Consider the following 15,202-nt stretch of genomic DNA (forward strand, 5'->3'; position numbering starts at 1 on the left):
GCGATCAGCGACCGCCACCGGCGAGCGCGTCGTACTGCCGCTTGTCGTGGGCGCAGAACACCGTGACCTCGTCGGAGTGAGCGGCCGCCAGCTCCTGGAGCCGCTCGAGATTCTCTCGCCGCACCTTGTTGGACCTCGCGGTGAACAGCTGGAAACCGGCCAGCCCGCGGTGACAAGTGGCCGGGCTGCCCATCTGCCGGCCGTCGAAGAAGGCGTCGCCGGCGTGCAGGAGCCAGTGCCCCGACCCCTCGCGCACGGCGACGCCGATCTGCCCCGGAGTGTGACCGGGGAGCGGCACCAGGACCACGTCGTCGCCCAGCGCAGTGACGGCGGGGAAGCTGAACCACTCGCCGTCGGGCTCCGCGTGCGGCACCCAGCGAGCGCCGTGCGCCCAGTGGGCGGGAACGTTGCGCGACCGGTGGCGTAGCGGTTGGTTCTTGACGGCTTCGAGCTCGAGCTGGTGGACGTGGACGCGAGCGTCCGGGAAGTCGGCCAACCCACCGGCGTGGTCGACGTCGAGGTGGGTGACCACGATGTCGGTGACGTCCTCGGGGGAGAACCCGAGGGCGGTCACCTGCGCGAGTGCCGTCTCTCCCGGATCGAGCGCTGGCCGCACCAGGCGCAGGTAGGGCTTGCCGAGCCGTTCGGGATCGGCGAGGTCGCCGGTCCCGAAACCGGTGTCGACGAGCATCAGACCCTCGTCGCGTTCGACGAGCAGGACGTGCGCGATCATCGTCGGCGCCAGCAGCGGCCGCATCGTGGCGCAGTTGAGGTGGTGGACCGTCACGGCGGTCATCGTGTCAGGTCCGGTCGGGCAAGGTCAGTCAGCCAGGTCAGTCAGCCAGACCGTGCAGGTTGCGAGCGGTAGGGGAGGTGGGCACGGTCGCCGGGTCCGGATAGGTCCCGAACAGGCGGTCCGCGGTGGCCGCGGTGGTGACCGTGAACCAGTAGTGCTCGCTCTTGTAGTGGTGCAGCCGGTGGTTGCGCCACACCGAGCGGAACCAGGCCGACTTCGGCCGGTAGTCGCTGTGCAGCAGGTAGTGGACCCATTCGTACGCCGACAGCAGCACCAGCACCGAGACCATCACCGTGAACATCGCCGACCAGGTCGGGGTGGTGGCCCACGCGATCAGGGCCAGGAACGGGGCGAGCGTCAGCTCGACCTGCCACGGCACGAACACCAGCGGGATGGACCGGGGGTCGGCGTGGTGAGCGCGGTGCTTGCGGGAGAGCAGCGGGTCGATCGTGAGACCGGCGACGCGGCGCGGCCGCCAGTGCAGGATGAAGACGTGGATCATCCACTCCACGAACGGCATGATCGCGAGCAGCCCGACGGGGATGAGCAGCTCCCACCACGCGCCCGGCCCGGCGAGCACCCGCCCGACGACGGAGACCGCCAGCGTGCTGCCGATGATGTACGGCGACGGGTGCCGCCAGAACTCGGCGAACACCTGGCCGAGCGACCGGCTGGTACGGCGGCCGCCGCCCGTGATCCGGGCCTCGTCGCGGGCGACCTGCTGCTGGGCGAGGGTGTCGACGTCGTTCGTGGTCATGACTCGTCTCCGTCGGAAGTGTCGGTGAGGGCCGCGAAGGCCTCCATCAGTGCGTCGTTGGTGGGGGCGAGCACCCGCTCGGCAGCGGCCCGCGCGGTCGCCGGGTCGCCGGCCGTGATCGCGGCCGTGAGCAGGCGGTAGGGGTCGACCTGGCCGACCTCGGCGGCGAGCGCGTGCGCCAGCACCGGGAGCGCCGGTTCGTAGGCCACCCGCAGCCCGTTGAACATCAGCCGGAACACGATCGAGTCGGCTCCGTCGACGACCACGTCCCAGAACTCCAGAGCCAGCTCCTGCCAGGTCACCGGGTCGGAGGCCGCAGCGAGCCGGTCGACCACGTCGCCGAGCGCGGTGGCCAGGGCCGGCCCGCCGCGCTCGGCGGCCAGGGCGGCGATGCCCGGGCCGACCGACGTCCGTACCTCGACCACGCTGCGGGCGACCGAGGGGTCGATGACGCCGTCGGTGACCAGGAGGTGCGGCAGCAGGTCCAACCCGCCGTGCTTCCGGAAGTCGCGGACCGTCGCGCCGCCGCCGTGCCGAACCTCGACCAGCCGCGCCTGCGCCATCCGCTGGAGGGCCTCGCGCACCGCGGGCCGGGAGACACCGAGCACCTCGGCCAGCTGCCGCTCGCTGGGGAGCTGCTCGCCGGCAGCCAGCCCGCCGTCCATCACCTCACCCAGCACCTGGTCGAACACCTGGTCCGACACGGACCTGCGGGTCACGGGCTTCAGCACCATGCGGCCGAGGTTAGTCGGCAAGTGGTCCTGTGGTCAAGTGGTAAGACCAATAAGACGGATTGCGCAGGTTGAGGTGCGAGGCCGACCGAGGCCGGGCCTCGAAACCGACGCACCTACGCTGGCTATGTGCAGCCGACCGCCTGGTGGAGTCCCCGGTTGTGGGCCGCGCACCTGATCGCGCTGGTGTGCGCAGGCGCCGCGGTCGCCCTCGGGCTGTGGCAGTACGACGCCTGGCAGGCTCACCGGGAGGCCGAGCGGATCGACCTGACCAACGACGAGCCGCAGCCGCTGACCGACGTCCTCGGTCCCGACCAGCCGTTCCCGTCCGAGCACGTCGGCCGGCCGGTCACCGTCGAGGGCACCTGGCTGCCCGAGGGCACCGTGCTCGTGTCGGGTCGCGAGAAGAGCGGCGAGGACGGGAGCTGGGTCGTCACGCCGCTGACCGTCGGGGGTCCTGACGACGCCGCGATCGCCGTCGTCCGGGGCTGGCTGCCCGGCGACGACCCCGCCGCCGCGCCGGCGCCTCCGACCGGCACCGCCACCCTGGTCGGCTGGCTCCAGCCCGGGGAGGGCACCGGCGCCGCCGACGAGGATCCGACCGACGACGTCCTGCCCCAGGTGCGGATCGCCGACCTGGTGCAGCGGGTCGACGTCGACCTCTACGGCGGCTACGTCGTCGTCGATCCGGCGGCGACCGACGAGACCGGCGGTCGCAACGCCGGTACGACGCAGCTCGAGCCCGCCACCCTCGACCAGCTGCCGCCGGCCGGGACGTTCACCGGATGGCGCAACTTCGCCTATGCGATCGAGTGGTGGATGTTCGCGGCGTTCGCGCTGTTCCTGTGGTGGCGCTTCGTGCGCGATGCCGTCGCTGCGCGACCCCAGACCTCCGACCAGGCGGGCACGGACCGCCCGGTAGGTTCGGCGCCGTGAGCGGCCTCTTCAAGACCTACCGCGTGCTGGCCTTGGTCGTCGGCGTGCTCCTCGTCGTGGGCACGATCGGGTCCGTCCTCAAGTACGGGCTCCCCGACGGCAGCACGCTGCAACGGCTCGGCGAGGACCTGACGCCGGTCTGGCTCGTCCACGGCTGGATCTACATGATCTACGTCGTGATCGCGTTCGTGCTCACCCAGCGCGCGGGCTGGCCGCTGACGCGGTTCCTGCTGATGATGGTCGCGGGGCTGGTCCCGGGATTGATCTTCTGGGTCGAGCGCCGAGTCGCCTCGCAGCTCCGGGACGAGCACCCGGAGCTGGCGAGGAGGTAGGACCTACGGCTTCTTCGCGTCGGAGTCCGTGAGCGGGTCGGACAGCGGGTCCGACAGCGGGTCGGAGAGCGGGTCGCCCTGGGTCTTCTCGGGAGCCGTCTCCACCGGCGGCACCGAGGACGCCGGGCTCGGCGGCGGAGCCGGGTCGTACGACGACTGCCAGCCGCCGTTGTCGCCGCTGCTGCCCTGGAGCTTCTTGGCCACCACGGCGACCGCGCCACCGATGGCGCCGAGCATGAGCAGCGTCTTGATCTTGGAGCGCTTCTTGGGCTTCGAGCCGGACAGCTCGGCTGCCTTGGTCTCGGCGAAGCTCTTCGCGTCGGTCGCCTTCTCGGCGAGGGTCGCCGCTCCCGCGGCCACCACGGGCGCTGCCAGCACCTTCGCGTCAGTGGCCTTCGCAGCAAGGGTCGCGGTGCCGGCGGCCACCACCGGGGCGGCCTTCTCCTTTGCGTCCGCCAGCGCGGGCTTGGCTGTGTCCTGCACGAAGTCCCGAGCCTGGTCGATCGCTGCTTCGACGTACCCCTCGGCCTGCTCGAGCATCGTCTTCTTCTTGCGAAGTCCCATCGCCGAATCCCTTCCGATTCCGAGAACTGTGCACCGGACCATCTGTCCTGGTCACTACCCCATCCCACCACGGCCAGACCCGTGCGAACCACCCGTGGGTCCGGGTGGAACTCGCCCCGTAGGATCGACGGCGAGCGTGCCGGCATCGAGCCGGCACGGACCGAACAGCGCGAAAGGCAGTCATGGCGGACCTCCAGGCCATCCTGAAGACGAACAAGGGCGACATCACGATCAACCTGTTCCCCAACCACGCGCCGCGCACGGTGCAGAGCTTCGTCGGCCTGGCGACCGGCAAGCCGGTCGAGGTCTCCCCCGACGGCCCCTACCGGCCGTCGCCGCGCGAAGGATCGGCCGGGTCCACGCCGTTCTACGACGGTCTCGGCTTCCACCGGATCATCCCCGGCTTCATGATCCAGGGCGGCTGCCCGCAGGGCACCGGCACCGGCGGTCCCGGCTACACGTTCGACGACGAGCCGCACCCCGAGCTGACCTTCGACAAGCCCTATCTGCTCGCGATGGCGAACGCCGGCGTCCAGGGCGGCAAAGGGACCAACGGCTCGCAGTTCTTCATCACCGTCGGCGCCACCAGCTGGCTGAACTTCAAGCACACCATCTTCGGTGAGGTCGCCGACCAGGCCGGTCGCGACGTCGTCGACGCGATCGCCGCGGTCCCGACCGGCGCCGGCGACCGCCCGGTCGAGCCGGTCGTGATCGAGACCCTCGAGATCACCGGCGCCTGAGCACCGGCAGGCTCGACCACCGATGAGCGCACCGGCCGGGGTGCCGACGTGCTACCGGCACCCCGACCGGGAGACCTACGTCCGTTGCCAGCGGTGCGAGAAGTCGATCTGCCCCGACTGCATGCGCGACGCGGCGGTCGGCTTCCAGTGCCCGGACTGCATCAAGGAGGGCGCGAAGAGCACCCGCCAGGCGCAGGCGGCGTACGGCGGCCGCCGGTCGTCGGACCCGCGCCTGACCTCGATGGTGCTGGTCGCGCTCAACGGGCTGGTCTGGGTCGCGATCCTCGCGACCGGCTGGAAGTCGAGCACGCTCACCGACCGGCTCGCCCTGCTCCCGACCGGGACCTGCCGCTCCGAGGGCGACCCCGGCTCGTTCTACCCGCGCCTGGACGCCGAGGGGCTCTGTGGGCAGATCCCGGACGGCCAGTGGTTCCCCGGCGTCTCCGACGGCGCCTACTGGCAGCTGGTCACCAGCATGTTCAGCCACGTCGAGATCTGGCACATCGGCTTCAACATGCTGGTCCTCTACTTCCTCGGGCCGCAGCTCGAGGCGGTCCTGGGACGGGCCCGTTTCCTCGCGCTCTACCTCGTCTCGGGCCTGGCCGGCTCCGTCTGCGTGTACTGGTTCTCGAACGAGGACACCTCGACCCTCGGCGCCTCCGGAGCCATCTTCGGGCTGATGGGCGCGCTGCTCGTGGTCGCCTTCAAGGTGCGCGGCAACGTGCAGAGCATCGTGAGCTGGCTCGCGATCAACGCGGTCGTCACGGTCGTCTTCCCCGGCGTCTCCTGGCAGGGCCATCTCGGTGGGTTCCTCGGCGGCGTGCTGGTGACCGTGATCCTGGTCTACGCGCCCAAGGACCGGCGCGTGCTGCTCCAGGTCGCCGGGATCACGCTGGTCGTGGTGGCGCTCGCGGCCGCGACCGTCGCCCGGACCGTGGCACTGGCCTAGACAATTCACAGGTTTCCCCACAGTTGTGGAGAACTACAACCATGTAGTTATCCCCGGTTGTGGAGCAACCTGTGGAAAAGCACCGACCCGGCTCGTTTGAACGAGCCGGGTCGAGGTGCAGATGCGACGGGTCGGCGCTACTCCCACTTGGTGGCGAAGGTGAACCCGACCGCCATGAACCCGATGCCGACGAACAGGTTCTTCTGCTCGAGGTCGTTGAAGATCGGGAGGTCCTGCGCGTGGTCGCCGGTGCCGACGACGTAGTAGGTGCAGATCCACAGCAGGCCGAGCACGAAGCAACCGAGCATGCCGACGACCACGCCCCGGCCGCGGCCGAGCGGCGTCGAGGGGTGGGCGGCGATCATCAGGCCGAGCATGATCGCGCCGAAGCCGATCAGGTAGTTCCACTCCTGGAGGTCGCCCACGAAGTTCAACCCGGTGACGACGCCCGGCTCGAACGAGTCAGGGTCGACGTTGGGCTTGTTGTCGTCACCGAAGCCGGCGACCGGACGGACGCCGATGTAGTAGTACGCCATCCACGCGATGCCGCCGAGGATGAGCACGAGGGAGACCAGGAAGCGGACGCTGAACACCGGACCGCTCGACGGGTCCTTGAACGCCGCATTGTCCGAACGCTTCAGGCTCGGGCGGGAGAACTTCACGGGCGGGGCTCCTCAGTAACGGCATACCTGTCGGCGCCTACCCTAGACACCATGACGGGCGCGCACACGGCTGGGCCGACGGAGCAGCCCGCTCCGCCGCCGCCGACCCCGCCGCAGCGACCACGCCGGTCGCTCGCGTGGCGGATCGGCACGCCCGTCGTCGGGGTGCTCAGCGGCGCCCTCTTCGTGGTGTCCGCTGCCGACAGCGGGGGCACCGACCTGCGCCCAGGTCGCTACACCGACCTCGCCGGGCTGGTGGAGGCCGAGGCCGCCGACTACGAAGAGGTCCGGCAGGACCTCGAGGACCTCGAGGACGACGTCGACTCCTTGACCGAGGAGGTCAGCGACGACCAGGTGGACCGCACCCGGGAGCGGGGCGAGGAGCTACTCGACCCCGCCGGCCTCGAGCCGCGCAGCGGACCCGGCGTCACGATCACGCTCAGCGACTCCCCGGACGAGAACCTCGACGAGGCGGTCGCCCACGACATCAAGGTCGCGCAGCTCGTGGTGCACCAGCAGGACGTTCAGGCCGTGGTCAACGCGCTGTGGGCCGGAGGAGCATCCGCGGTCACCATCGCCGGCCAGCGGGTCATCAGCACCACCGGCATCAAGTGCGAGGGTCCCGTGGTCCAGCTGCAGGGCGTGCCCTATCCCCAGCCCTACGTCATCCAGGCCGTCGGCGACCCGGCCGCACTGACAGCCGCCATCGACGCCGACCCGCTGGTGACCGGCTACCGCACCGACGCCGCGAACCCCTACATCGAGATCGGCTGGGACATGGAGACCGAGGACCACGTCGAGGCGCCGGCGTACGACGGCCTGCTCGACCTCAGCTACGCCGAGCCGATCGGTTAGTCGTTCCCCTCGCCGTCCCCGTCGCCGGGCGGCGGGAAGCTCAGCGGGTCGAGCGGGTTGCTCCCGGCCTCGACCTCGTCGCCGTCGCTGAACGTGTCACCGTCGGAGTCCGGGTTCTCGGGGTCGGTGCCCAGCGTCGCCTCGTCGGTGTCGGACAGGCCGTCGTCGTCGGTGTCGGTCTCGGGCGGCGGCGCCGACGTGGTCGGCTCCTCGAAGATAGAGACGAAGATCGTGACCGTCTTGCCCTGGTCGACCTCTTCGCCCTCGCCCGGGATCACGTTGGTGACCTCACCCTTGGGTGCCTCGGAGGAGGCGTCCTCGAGCACGTCGACCTGGAAGCCGGCCTCCAGGATCAGCCGCTCCGCCTGTCCCTGGCGCAGCCCGATCACGTCGGGTACCACCTCGGGACCGTCGGAGACGCACAGCGTGACCGAGTCGTCGCGGCCGACCGACGCCTGCGGCTCGGGCGTCTGCTCGACGACGGTGCCGGCCGGCTCGTCGGTGTCGCACCTCTCCGGCGCGGTCAGGATGTTCTTGCGCTTGATCCCGGCCGCGACCAGCTCCTCGATCGCGATCCGCTGGAGCTTGCCGGTGACGTCGGGCATCGCGAAGTCGCACGGCCCGCTGCTGAGCACGAGCGTCACCTCGGAGCCGGGAGCGACGTACTCGTCGCCCGGCGGGTCCTGGTCGACCACCTGGCCGGCGTCGTACTGGTCGTCGCACTGCCGCTGCTTGTCGTCGATGGCCAGTCCCTCGTCGGCCAGCAGCTCGCGGGCGCGGTCGCGCTCGAAGCCGACCACCGACGGCACCTGGACGTCGGTCGGCTCGTCGGGGAACAGCTTCGGCCACGCGAAGAAGGCGGCGGCCAGCAGGGCGAGTACCAGCAAGCCGAGCACCACCCACAGCCACGGCTTGCGGCCGCCGTCGTCGCGGCGGTCGGCGGGCGGCACCGGCCGCTGCCGCTCCGAGGTGTCCGTCAGGCCGTTCGCCGGCGCGACCACCGCCGTGGCCGAGGTCGGCGGCTCATCGATCGGGGTCGGCAGCACCGCCGCCACCGGACGTCCGGCGAGGTAGCGCTCGATGTCGGCGCGCATCTGCGCAGCGGACTGGTAGCGGTCCTCGACCCGCTTCGCGAGCGCCTTCATCACGATCACGTCGATGTCGGGCGTCAGGTCGGCGTCGTGGTGGGACGGCGGCACGGCGGGCTCGCGCACGTGCTGGTAGGCGACCGCCACCGGGCTGTCGCCGACGAACGGCGGCCGGCCGGTGAGGAGCTCGTAGAGCAGGCAGCCGGCGGAGTAGACGTCGGAGCGTGAGTCGACCGACTCACCGCGGGCCTGCTCGGGGGAGAGGTACTGCGCGGTGCCGACCACCGCCGCGGTCTGGGTCATCGACGACGCGGCGTCGCTGATGGCGCGGGCGATGCCGAAGTCCATCACCTTCACGTCGCCGGAGGGCGTGAGCATGACGTTGCCGGGCTTGATGTCGCGGTGGATGATCCCCGCGCGGTGGCTGTAGTCGAGCGCGGACAGCACGCCGCTGGTGATCTCGAGGGCCCGTTCGGGGAGGATCTTGCGGCCCTCACGGAGGATGTCGCGCAGCGTCCGCCCGGCGACGAACTCCATGACGATGTAGGGCTGCGCCACACCGTCGCCGGCCGGCTCCTCGCCGGTGTCGTAGACGGCGACGATCGCCGGGTGGTTGAGCGAGGCCGACGACTGCGCCTCGCGCCGGAAGCGCGCCTGGAAGGTCGCGTCGCTCGCCAGGTCGGTGCGCAGGCGCTTGACAGCGACCACCCTGCCGAGGCGGGCGTCGATGCCCTTGCGCACCTCGGCCATGCCGCCGCGGCCGAGCAGCTCGCCGAGCTGGTAGCGGCCGCCGACCGTCCCGGATCCCGTCCCGTTGCCCCCGGGCGGGTCCGTGGGCCCGGCGTTGCTCATCCGTTGTCACCTTCCGTCGAGAGACTGGTCACAGTCTCCGTGCTGGTGGTCTCGTCAGGCGGCGTCGTCTCGGTGGTCGGCGTGGTCTCGGGCGCGGGTGGTGGTCCCCAGTAGTGGACATCGACGGTGTCGCCCTCGTTCAGCTCGCCGGCCGGGTTGACGCTCAGCACCTCGTCCTCCGTCTCGCCGCCGGGATTGGCATCCTCGAACAGCCGGGGCCGGAGCCCCAGGAGCTGCAGCTCGCGCTCCACCTCGGCCACGTCACGGCCGATGTAGTCGTCGGCGTCGATGAACACCGCCGTGTCCTCGCTCGTCTCGGGCGTCGTCGGCTCACTCTCGGACGTCTCCGACGTCGCGGTCGTCGCCTGCGAGGTGCGGCGGCTCGGCGACCTGTCGTCGTTGCTGCTGCTCGGCTCGTCGTCGTCCTGCCCGAGCAGCAGCACGACCGCTGCGATCGCCGCAGCGACCAGGAGCAGCACGATCAGCACGATCGGGAGCACGTTGCGCCGGTCGCGCTTCTTCGGCTCCTCACCCTCGAAGGGGACGGCGCGGTCGAGCCGGTGGGTCGGACCGGTCGGTGGCTCGGCTCCGACGGGAACGGGAGCCACCGGCTGGGCTGGTGTCGCCGGCAGCACGGCGGTCGCGTCGTCCGGCGGCGCAGCCGCGGCGCGCATCCCTACCTCGGCGCCGCGGAGCGCGGCGGCGAGCTCGGCACCGTCGGCGTACCGCTCGGCCGGGTCCTTGGCCAGCGCCCGCCGGACGATCGTGCGGAGGTCCTCGGGCAGGTCGTCCGGCAGGTCGGGGACCGGCTGCTGCAGGTGGGCGAGTGCTGTCGCGACCGGGGAGTCGGCCTCGAACGGCCGTCGGCCGGTCAGGCACTCGAAGCCGACCACGCCGAGCGAGTAGACGTCGGACGCCGGGGTCGACGGGTTGCCGCGCGCCTGCTCGGGAGAGAGGTACTGCGGCGTGCCCATCACCGCTCCGGTGCGGGTGATCTGGGCGTCGTCGGCCGCGCGGGCGATGCCGAAGTCGGTGACCTTGACCCGCCGGTCCGGGGTGACGATCAGGTTGGCGGGCTTCACGTCGCGGTGGACGATGGCCGCCCGGTGTGCGACGGCGAGCGCGTCCGCGGTCTGCGTCAGCAGGTCGCGCACCACCGCCGGGTCGAGGGTGCGGCCGGCGTCCCTGGCCTGCACCAGCAGGGCGGACAGCGGCTGGCCCTCGACCAGCTCCATCACGAGGTACGGCGACGCCGAGTCGGCGGGGCCGCCCGGGTCGGAGGAGTAGTCGAACACCCCGGCGATGCCCGGGTGCTGCAGGGCGGCGGCGTTGCGGGCCTCGGTGTCGAACCGGGTCCGGAACTGCGGGTCGTCGGCGTACTCGTGCTTGAGCACCTTGACCGCGACCGGCCGGTTGAGCCGGGTGTCGGTCGCCCGCCACACCACGCCCATGCCGCCGGTGGCGATCCGGGAGTCGAGGCGGTAGCGGTGGGCCTCGTCGGCGAACTGCTCGGGCTGCCCTGGCTGGTCAGTCATCCAACACCGCCTCCATCACTGCCTTCGCGATCGGACCGCCCAGCTGGCCGCCTGCGATCTCCTTGCCCGGCGCCTCCTGGATCATCACCGCGACAGCGACCTCGGCGTCCTCGGCGGGCGCGAATGAGACGAACCAGCCGTACGGCGGCTGCCCCTCGACACCGCGCTGGGCGGTGCCCGTCTTGCCCGCGACGCTGACACCCGGGATCTGCGCGGGGAACGCGGTGCCGTTGTTGACGGTCTCGAGCATCAGGTCGGTGACCTGGTCGGCGGTGCTGGGGGACACGGCGTCACGCAGCTCGTCGGGCTCGGTCTGCTCCAGGGTCGAGTAGTCGGCGTCCTGGACCTCCTCGACGAGGTAGGGCCGCATCAGCGTGCCCCGGTTGGCCAGCGCGGAGACCACCATCGCCATCTGCAGCGGCGTCGCCTGCACCTCGAACTGGCCGAAGCCGGTCTGCGCCGTCTGCGCGTCGTTGAGCTCCACGGTCTCGCCGTCGGGGCCCTCGACGCCGGTCGGGTAGACCGACTCCACCTGCGGTGAGAGGTCGAGGAGGTACTCGCTGTTGAAGCCGAACGCCTCGGCCTGCTCGCGCATCGCCTCCGGTCCGAGCTCGACGGCCATCTTCGCGAACGCGGTGTTGCACGACTGCGCCATCGCGGTGGCGAAGGAGACCTGCTCGGGGTTGCAGAGGAAGCGGCCTTCGTTGTCGATCACGTTGCTCGAACCGGTGGTGCCGGGGGTCTGCCAGGTGGCGCCGGCCGGGACGTCGTCGTCGGCGGTGTACAGGCCGTTCTCGATGGCGGCCGAGGCGGTGACCACTTTGAACGTCGATCCGGGGAACAACCGGGTCTGGATCGCGCGGTTGACCAGCGGCTCCTGCTCGTCGCTGTCGAGCCGGTTGTAGGCCTCGCGGGAGGCGGCGAAGTCATGGGTCGCGAGGTCGTTGGGGTCGTACGACGGCAGCGACACCATCGCCAGGACACGGCCGGTCTTGGGCTCGATCGCCACGACCGACCCCTCGCCGTCGGGACCGACCGTCGACAGGAGCGCGTCGTAGGCCGCCTCCTGCACCTGGGGGTCGAGGGTGAGCAGCACGTTGCCGCCCTTATTGCTCTGGTTCTGGGCAAGGTCGATGAGCCGGGTGACGAAGAGCCGCGGGTCCTCGCCGGACAGCACGGTGTTCTGTGACCGCTCGATGCCGGTCTGGGTGCCGAGGGTGAGGTAGCCGGTGACGTTGGCGTACTTGAGCGGCTGCGGGTAGACGCGGAGGTACTTGTACTGGTCGTCGATCTCCGTGCTGCGCGCCAGCGTGGCCTGGTCCCGACCCTCGCCCGCGATGATCACGCCGCGCTCGCGGCTGAAGGCTGCCTCCGCGACCCGGGCGTTGGCCGGATCGGTGTTGAGCTCCTCGGCGTGCCAGAACTGGAGGTAGGTGACGTTCACCATCAGCGCGAGGAACAGGAACATGCAGAAGATGGAGACGGTGCGGATGGGACGGTTCATTGGGCCTTCACCGTCCTGACGACCTGGGTCGTGAGGAGGTCGGGGTCCTCGGGCTCGTCGGTGATCTCGGGCACCGGGCGCCGGGCCTGGTCGGAGATCCGCAGCAGCAGGGCGATGATCACCCAGTTGGCGACCAGCGACGAGCCGCCGTACGACAGGAACGGTGTGGTGAGGCCGGTGAGCGGGATCAGCCGGGTGACGCCGCCGATGACGACGAACACCTGGAGCGCGATGACGCCGGCGAGGCCGGTCGCGACCAGCTTTCCGAAGCCGTCGCGGGAGATCAGCGCGGCGCGGAGCGCGCGCTCGACGATGAGCCCGTAGAGCAGCAGCAGCGCCAGGACCGCGGTCAGCCCGAGCTCCTCGCCGACCGCGGCCATGATGAAGTCGGACTCGGACTCGGGCACCCGCGATGGCATCCCCTGGCCGAGGCCGCGGCCGGTGAGGCTGCCCCAGGCGAAGCCGTAGAGCGCCTGCACCAGCTGGTAGCCGTCACCGTCGCGGTCGGCGAACGGGTCGAGCCAGATCTCGACCCGCTGCTGGACGTGGGCGAAGATCCGGTACGCCACGGCCGCCCCGCCGAAGAACAGCAGCCCGCCGACGACCAGCCACCCCGGTCGCTCGGTGGCGACGTAGAGCATGATCAGGAACAGCCCGAAGAACAGCAGGCTGGAGCCGAGGTCCTTCTGCAGGATCAGGATGCTGAGGCTCACGCCCCACATCACCAGGATCGGGCCGAGGTCGCGACCGCGCGGGAAGTCGATGAAGAGGAACCGGCGGCCGGCGAGGGCGAGCGCGTCGCGGTGGACGACCAGGTAGCCGGCGAAGGTGATGACCAGCAGCACCTTCGCCACCTCGCCGGGCTGGAACCCGAGCGGGCCGATCTGGATCCAGATCCTGGCGCCGTTCACCTCGTTGCCGATCACGGGGAGCATCGGGAGGATCAGCAGCACGATCGCCAGGAACCCCGACGTGTAGGTGAACCGGGCGAGCAGCCGGTGGTCGCGCAGGAAGACCAGGGTGGCGACGAAGAGCAGCACGCCGACGGTCATCCAGATCAGCTGCTGGTCGGCGCGGCCGGAGTCCTCGGCGAGGTCGATGCGGTGGATCACGGCGAGGCCGATGCCGTTGAGCGCGGCGACGATGGGGAGCAGCACCGGGTCGGCGTACGGCGCCACCAGGCGGACCACGAGGTGCGCGGCGATCACGAGCGCGGCCAGCCAGCCGCCGTACCCGATGATGTTGGCCGGGACCTCGCCGTCGACACCGAGGCCGACAGAGGCGTAGGCGCCGATCCCCACCACCAGGGCGAGGATCAGCAGGAACAGCTCGGCACCGCGCCGACGGCGGTGGACGAACTGCAGGAGGCTGGCGTTGGCCACGGGAATCGGTCTCTACTCCTCGGCACCGTCGTCGGCGGGCATCATCCGCTCGGCCAGGTTGCGCACGATGCTGGTGGCGTCCTGGTAGTCGTCGGCGGCGATGCCCTCCTCGACGTCGGACTGCGCGGCCTCGGGGAGGTCGTCGACGGAGAGGTCGCTGGTGCGGTAGACGCTGGAGAGGCCGGGGAAGCCGTCGATGCCGCGGTAGACCGCGACCTGGCCCTCGTGCTCGCCGACGTAGTACTGCTGCTGGGTCCACCAGTACGCCGACGCCAGCGCGACCCATGCCAGCCCGAGCAGGACGGCGACCGCCATGAGCCGCCGCGCCCAGGTGTAGCGCCGGGGCGCGAGCGGTGCGTAGCGGTAGTCCTCGGGGTCGACCAGCGGGTCCTCGACGATCGCGTAGTCGATGCCGTTGGGGATCTCGGCGTCGACCGGCTCGAGCTCGCCGGTGTCACCGGAGCGGTGGCCGCGGAACAGGCCGCGTGCGCGGGGCTTGAGCTCCGCGGCGGCGCCGACGACCATCGGCTCGAGGTCGTCGTACGCCGGATCGGCGGCGGCCGCCTCCTCGGTGAGCACGTCGGCGACCACGCAGGTGACGTTGTCGGAGCTGCCGGCGTCGAGGCTGGCGCGGACCAGCTCGATGGCGGCGTACTCGGGGGAGCCGCTGGAGAGGATGTCGGCCATCCGGGTGTCGTCGAGGACGCCGCAGGCGCCGTCGCTGCAGAGGAAGACCCGGTCGCCGGGCGCGAGGGCGATCGCGAACAGGTCGGGCTCGACCTCGTGCAGCCCGTCGAGCGCCTTGAGGATGAGGTTGCGGTGCGGGTGGATCCGCGCCTCCTCCTCGGTGATCCGGCCCTCGTCGATGAGGCTCTGCACGAACGTGTGGTCGCTCGTGATCTGCGAGAGCTCCCCGGCCCGGAAGAGGTAGCCGCGCGAGTCACCGATGTGGCCGACCGCGATCCGCTGGCCGTCGAAGAGCGCGACCGTCGCCGTCGTACTGGTGCCGCTGAGGGCAGGGTCATGGTCGACCTGCGAGGCGATCGACTCGTGGGCCTCGTGCAGCGCGTCGGTGACCCGCGTGAGCAGGTCGGCCGAGCCGGGCCGTTCGTCGAGCTGGCGCAGCTCGTTGACGGCCGTGCTCGATGCGATGTCGCCGCGGGCGGCGCCGCCGACGCCGTCGCACACGGCGAGCAGCCAGGGGCCGGCGTAGCCCGAGTCCTGGTTGTCCTTGCGGACCCGGCCCACGTCGGAGATGGCGTAGTAGGAGAGCCGGAGCGGCTCGCGTTCGTCGCCGTCGACGTCGTCGGGCACCGGCAGCGTCTCCGCCTCGGGAGCATCGACGGTAGGGCCGTCCGGCGGCAGGGTCTGGGCGGCCGGGTCCGGGACCGGGCGCATCAGGGTGAGGTCGGCGGGGACCTCCTCCGGCGGGGGCGGCTGGTCGGCCGGCGGCGGCTCACTCGGAGGGCCGGGCTGGCCGGGCTGGTCCGGAAGCTGGCTGTCGTCTGACGTCAAAGGA

The 15,202-nt window shown here is 71.1% G+C and carries 15 protein-coding genes; 5 read left to right on the forward strand and 10 right to left on the reverse strand.

Annotated features, from left to right (window positions below; translation table 11 throughout):
- Window positions 1-4: 4 nt before the first annotated feature.
- From SHK19_RS00085 to SHK19_RS00095, 3 genes are read right to left on the reverse strand one after another with little or no spacing between them, the layout of a single operon-like run.
- Entirely contained in the window at window positions 5-787 is a 783-nt protein-coding gene (locus tag SHK19_RS00085; RefSeq protein ID WP_322937501.1) for an MBL fold metallo-hydrolase, read from the reverse strand.
- A gap of 46 nt (window positions 788-833) precedes the next feature.
- A complete protein-coding gene (locus SHK19_RS00090; protein WP_322937502.1) occupies window positions 834-1,553 on the reverse strand; it encodes a sterol desaturase family protein in 720 nt (239 codons plus the stop codon).
- Entirely contained in the window at window positions 1,550-2,287 is a 738-nt protein-coding gene (locus tag SHK19_RS00095) for a FadR/GntR family transcriptional regulator (protein ID WP_322454223.1), read from the reverse strand. The genes SHK19_RS00090 and SHK19_RS00095 overlap by 4 nt, the downstream gene beginning before the upstream one ends.
- 126 nt (window positions 2,288-2,413) lie before the next feature.
- Here SHK19_RS00095 and SHK19_RS00100 point away from each other — a divergent pair, with 126 nt between their 5' ends.
- Together SHK19_RS00100 and SHK19_RS00105 are read left to right on the forward strand one after the other, a co-directional pair.
- Entirely contained in the window at window positions 2,414-3,220 is an 807-nt protein-coding gene (locus SHK19_RS00100; RefSeq protein ID WP_322454222.1) for an SURF1 family protein, read from the forward strand.
- Entirely contained in the window at window positions 3,217-3,552 is a 336-nt protein-coding gene (locus SHK19_RS00105; protein ID WP_322937503.1) for a DUF3817 domain-containing protein, read from the forward strand. The genes SHK19_RS00100 and SHK19_RS00105 overlap by 4 nt, the downstream gene beginning before the upstream one ends.
- A 3-nt stretch (window positions 3,553-3,555) precedes the next feature.
- Here SHK19_RS00105 and SHK19_RS00110 read toward each other — a convergent pair whose 3' ends face one another.
- Window positions 3,556-4,116, reverse strand: a complete 561-nt coding sequence (locus tag SHK19_RS00110) for a hypothetical protein (RefSeq protein WP_322454220.1) — start codon at window positions 4,114-4,116, stop codon at window positions 3,556-3,558.
- A 182-nt stretch (window positions 4,117-4,298) separates the two neighbouring features.
- On the opposite strand from SHK19_RS00110, the gene SHK19_RS00115 reads away from it, so the two are divergent.
- Both SHK19_RS00115 and SHK19_RS00120 read left to right on the forward strand, forming a co-directional pair.
- On the forward strand, window positions 4,299-4,856 hold the full coding sequence (locus tag SHK19_RS00115; protein ID WP_322454219.1) for a peptidylprolyl isomerase: 558 nt from the start codon (window positions 4,299-4,301) through the stop codon (window positions 4,854-4,856).
- 22 nt (window positions 4,857-4,878) lie between these two features.
- Window positions 4,879-5,805, forward strand: a complete 927-nt coding sequence (locus SHK19_RS00120; RefSeq protein WP_322454218.1) for a rhomboid family intramembrane serine protease — start codon at window positions 4,879-4,881, stop codon at window positions 5,803-5,805.
- A 137-nt stretch (window positions 5,806-5,942) separates the two neighbouring features.
- Here the strand turns inward: SHK19_RS00120 and SHK19_RS00125 are convergent, their stop codons facing one another.
- On the reverse strand, window positions 5,943-6,467 hold the full coding sequence (locus SHK19_RS00125; RefSeq protein ID WP_322454217.1) for a cell division protein CrgA: 525 nt from the start codon (window positions 6,465-6,467) through the stop codon (window positions 5,943-5,945).
- A gap of 51 nt (window positions 6,468-6,518) precedes the next feature.
- Between SHK19_RS00125 and SHK19_RS00130 the strand changes: the two genes are divergently transcribed.
- The gene (locus SHK19_RS00130) at window positions 6,519-7,322 is read left to right on the forward strand and encodes a DUF881 domain-containing protein (protein WP_322454216.1); all 804 of its coding nucleotides are present in this window, start codon (window positions 6,519-6,521) and stop codon (window positions 7,320-7,322) included.
- On the opposite strand, the gene pknB is transcribed toward SHK19_RS00130, so the two are convergent.
- The 5 genes from pknB to SHK19_RS00155 are packed head-to-tail and all read right to left on the reverse strand — an operon-like array spanning window position 7,319 to window position 15,198.
- On the reverse strand, window positions 7,319-9,262 hold the full coding sequence (pknB, locus tag SHK19_RS00135; protein ID WP_322937504.1) for a Stk1 family PASTA domain-containing Ser/Thr kinase: 1,944 nt from the start codon (window positions 9,260-9,262) through the stop codon (window positions 7,319-7,321). The genes SHK19_RS00130 and pknB overlap by 4 nt on opposite strands.
- Complete coding sequence (locus SHK19_RS00140; RefSeq protein ID WP_322937505.1) at window positions 9,259-10,797, reverse strand: serine/threonine-protein kinase; 1,539 nt, start codon at window positions 10,795-10,797, stop codon at window positions 9,259-9,261. Before SHK19_RS00140 ends, pknB begins: the two co-directional genes overlap by 4 nt.
- Entirely contained in the window at window positions 10,790-12,301 is a 1,512-nt protein-coding gene (locus SHK19_RS00145; RefSeq protein ID WP_322454212.1) for a peptidoglycan D,D-transpeptidase FtsI family protein, read from the reverse strand. The genes SHK19_RS00140 and SHK19_RS00145 overlap by 8 nt, the downstream gene beginning before the upstream one ends.
- Window positions 12,298-13,689, reverse strand: a complete 1,392-nt coding sequence (locus SHK19_RS00150) for an FtsW/RodA/SpoVE family cell cycle protein (RefSeq protein WP_405030521.1) — start codon at window positions 13,687-13,689, stop codon at window positions 12,298-12,300. The genes SHK19_RS00145 and SHK19_RS00150 overlap by 4 nt, the downstream gene beginning before the upstream one ends.
- A gap of 6 nt (window positions 13,690-13,695) precedes the next feature.
- Window positions 13,696-15,198, reverse strand: a complete 1,503-nt coding sequence (locus SHK19_RS00155; RefSeq protein ID WP_322937507.1) for a PP2C family protein-serine/threonine phosphatase — start codon at window positions 15,196-15,198, stop codon at window positions 13,696-13,698.
- Window positions 15,199-15,202: the final 4 nt, after the last annotated feature.

The organism is Nocardioides bizhenqiangii (assembly GCF_034661235.1).
Taxonomy (GTDB): Bacteria; Actinomycetota; Actinomycetes; order Propionibacteriales; family Nocardioidaceae; genus Nocardioides; species Nocardioides bizhenqiangii.

What these genes read in the sequence shown, in the direction of transcription:
- SHK19_RS00090 (WP_322937502.1), bottom strand. Translation starts at nt 1,553, where the DNA reads ATGACCACGAACGACGTCGACACCCTCGCCCAGCAGCAGGTCGCCCGC.
- SHK19_RS00095 (WP_322454223.1), bottom strand. Translation starts at nt 2,287, where the DNA reads ATGGTGCTGAAGCCCGTGACCCGCAGGTCCGTGTCGGACCAGGTGTTC.
- SHK19_RS00110 (WP_322454220.1), bottom strand. Translation starts at nt 4,116, where the DNA reads ATGGGACTTCGCAAGAAGAAGACGATGCTCGAGCAGGCCGAGGGGTAC.
- SHK19_RS00115 (WP_322454219.1), top strand. Translation starts at nt 4,299, where the DNA reads ATGGCGGACCTCCAGGCCATCCTGAAGACGAACAAGGGCGACATCACG.
- SHK19_RS00120 (WP_322454218.1), top strand. Translation starts at nt 4,879, where the DNA reads ATGAGCGCACCGGCCGGGGTGCCGACGTGCTACCGGCACCCCGACCGG.
- SHK19_RS00130 (WP_322454216.1), top strand. Translation starts at nt 6,519, where the DNA reads ATGACGGGCGCGCACACGGCTGGGCCGACGGAGCAGCCCGCTCCGCCG.
- pknB (WP_322937504.1), bottom strand. Translation starts at nt 9,262, where the DNA reads ATGAGCAACGCCGGGCCCACGGACCCGCCCGGGGGCAACGGGACGGGA.
- SHK19_RS00140 (WP_322937505.1), bottom strand. Translation starts at nt 10,797, where the DNA reads ATGACTGACCAGCCAGGGCAGCCCGAGCAGTTCGCCGACGAGGCCCAC.
- SHK19_RS00145 (WP_322454212.1), bottom strand. Translation starts at nt 12,301, where the DNA reads ATGAACCGTCCCATCCGCACCGTCTCCATCTTCTGCATGTTCCTGTTC.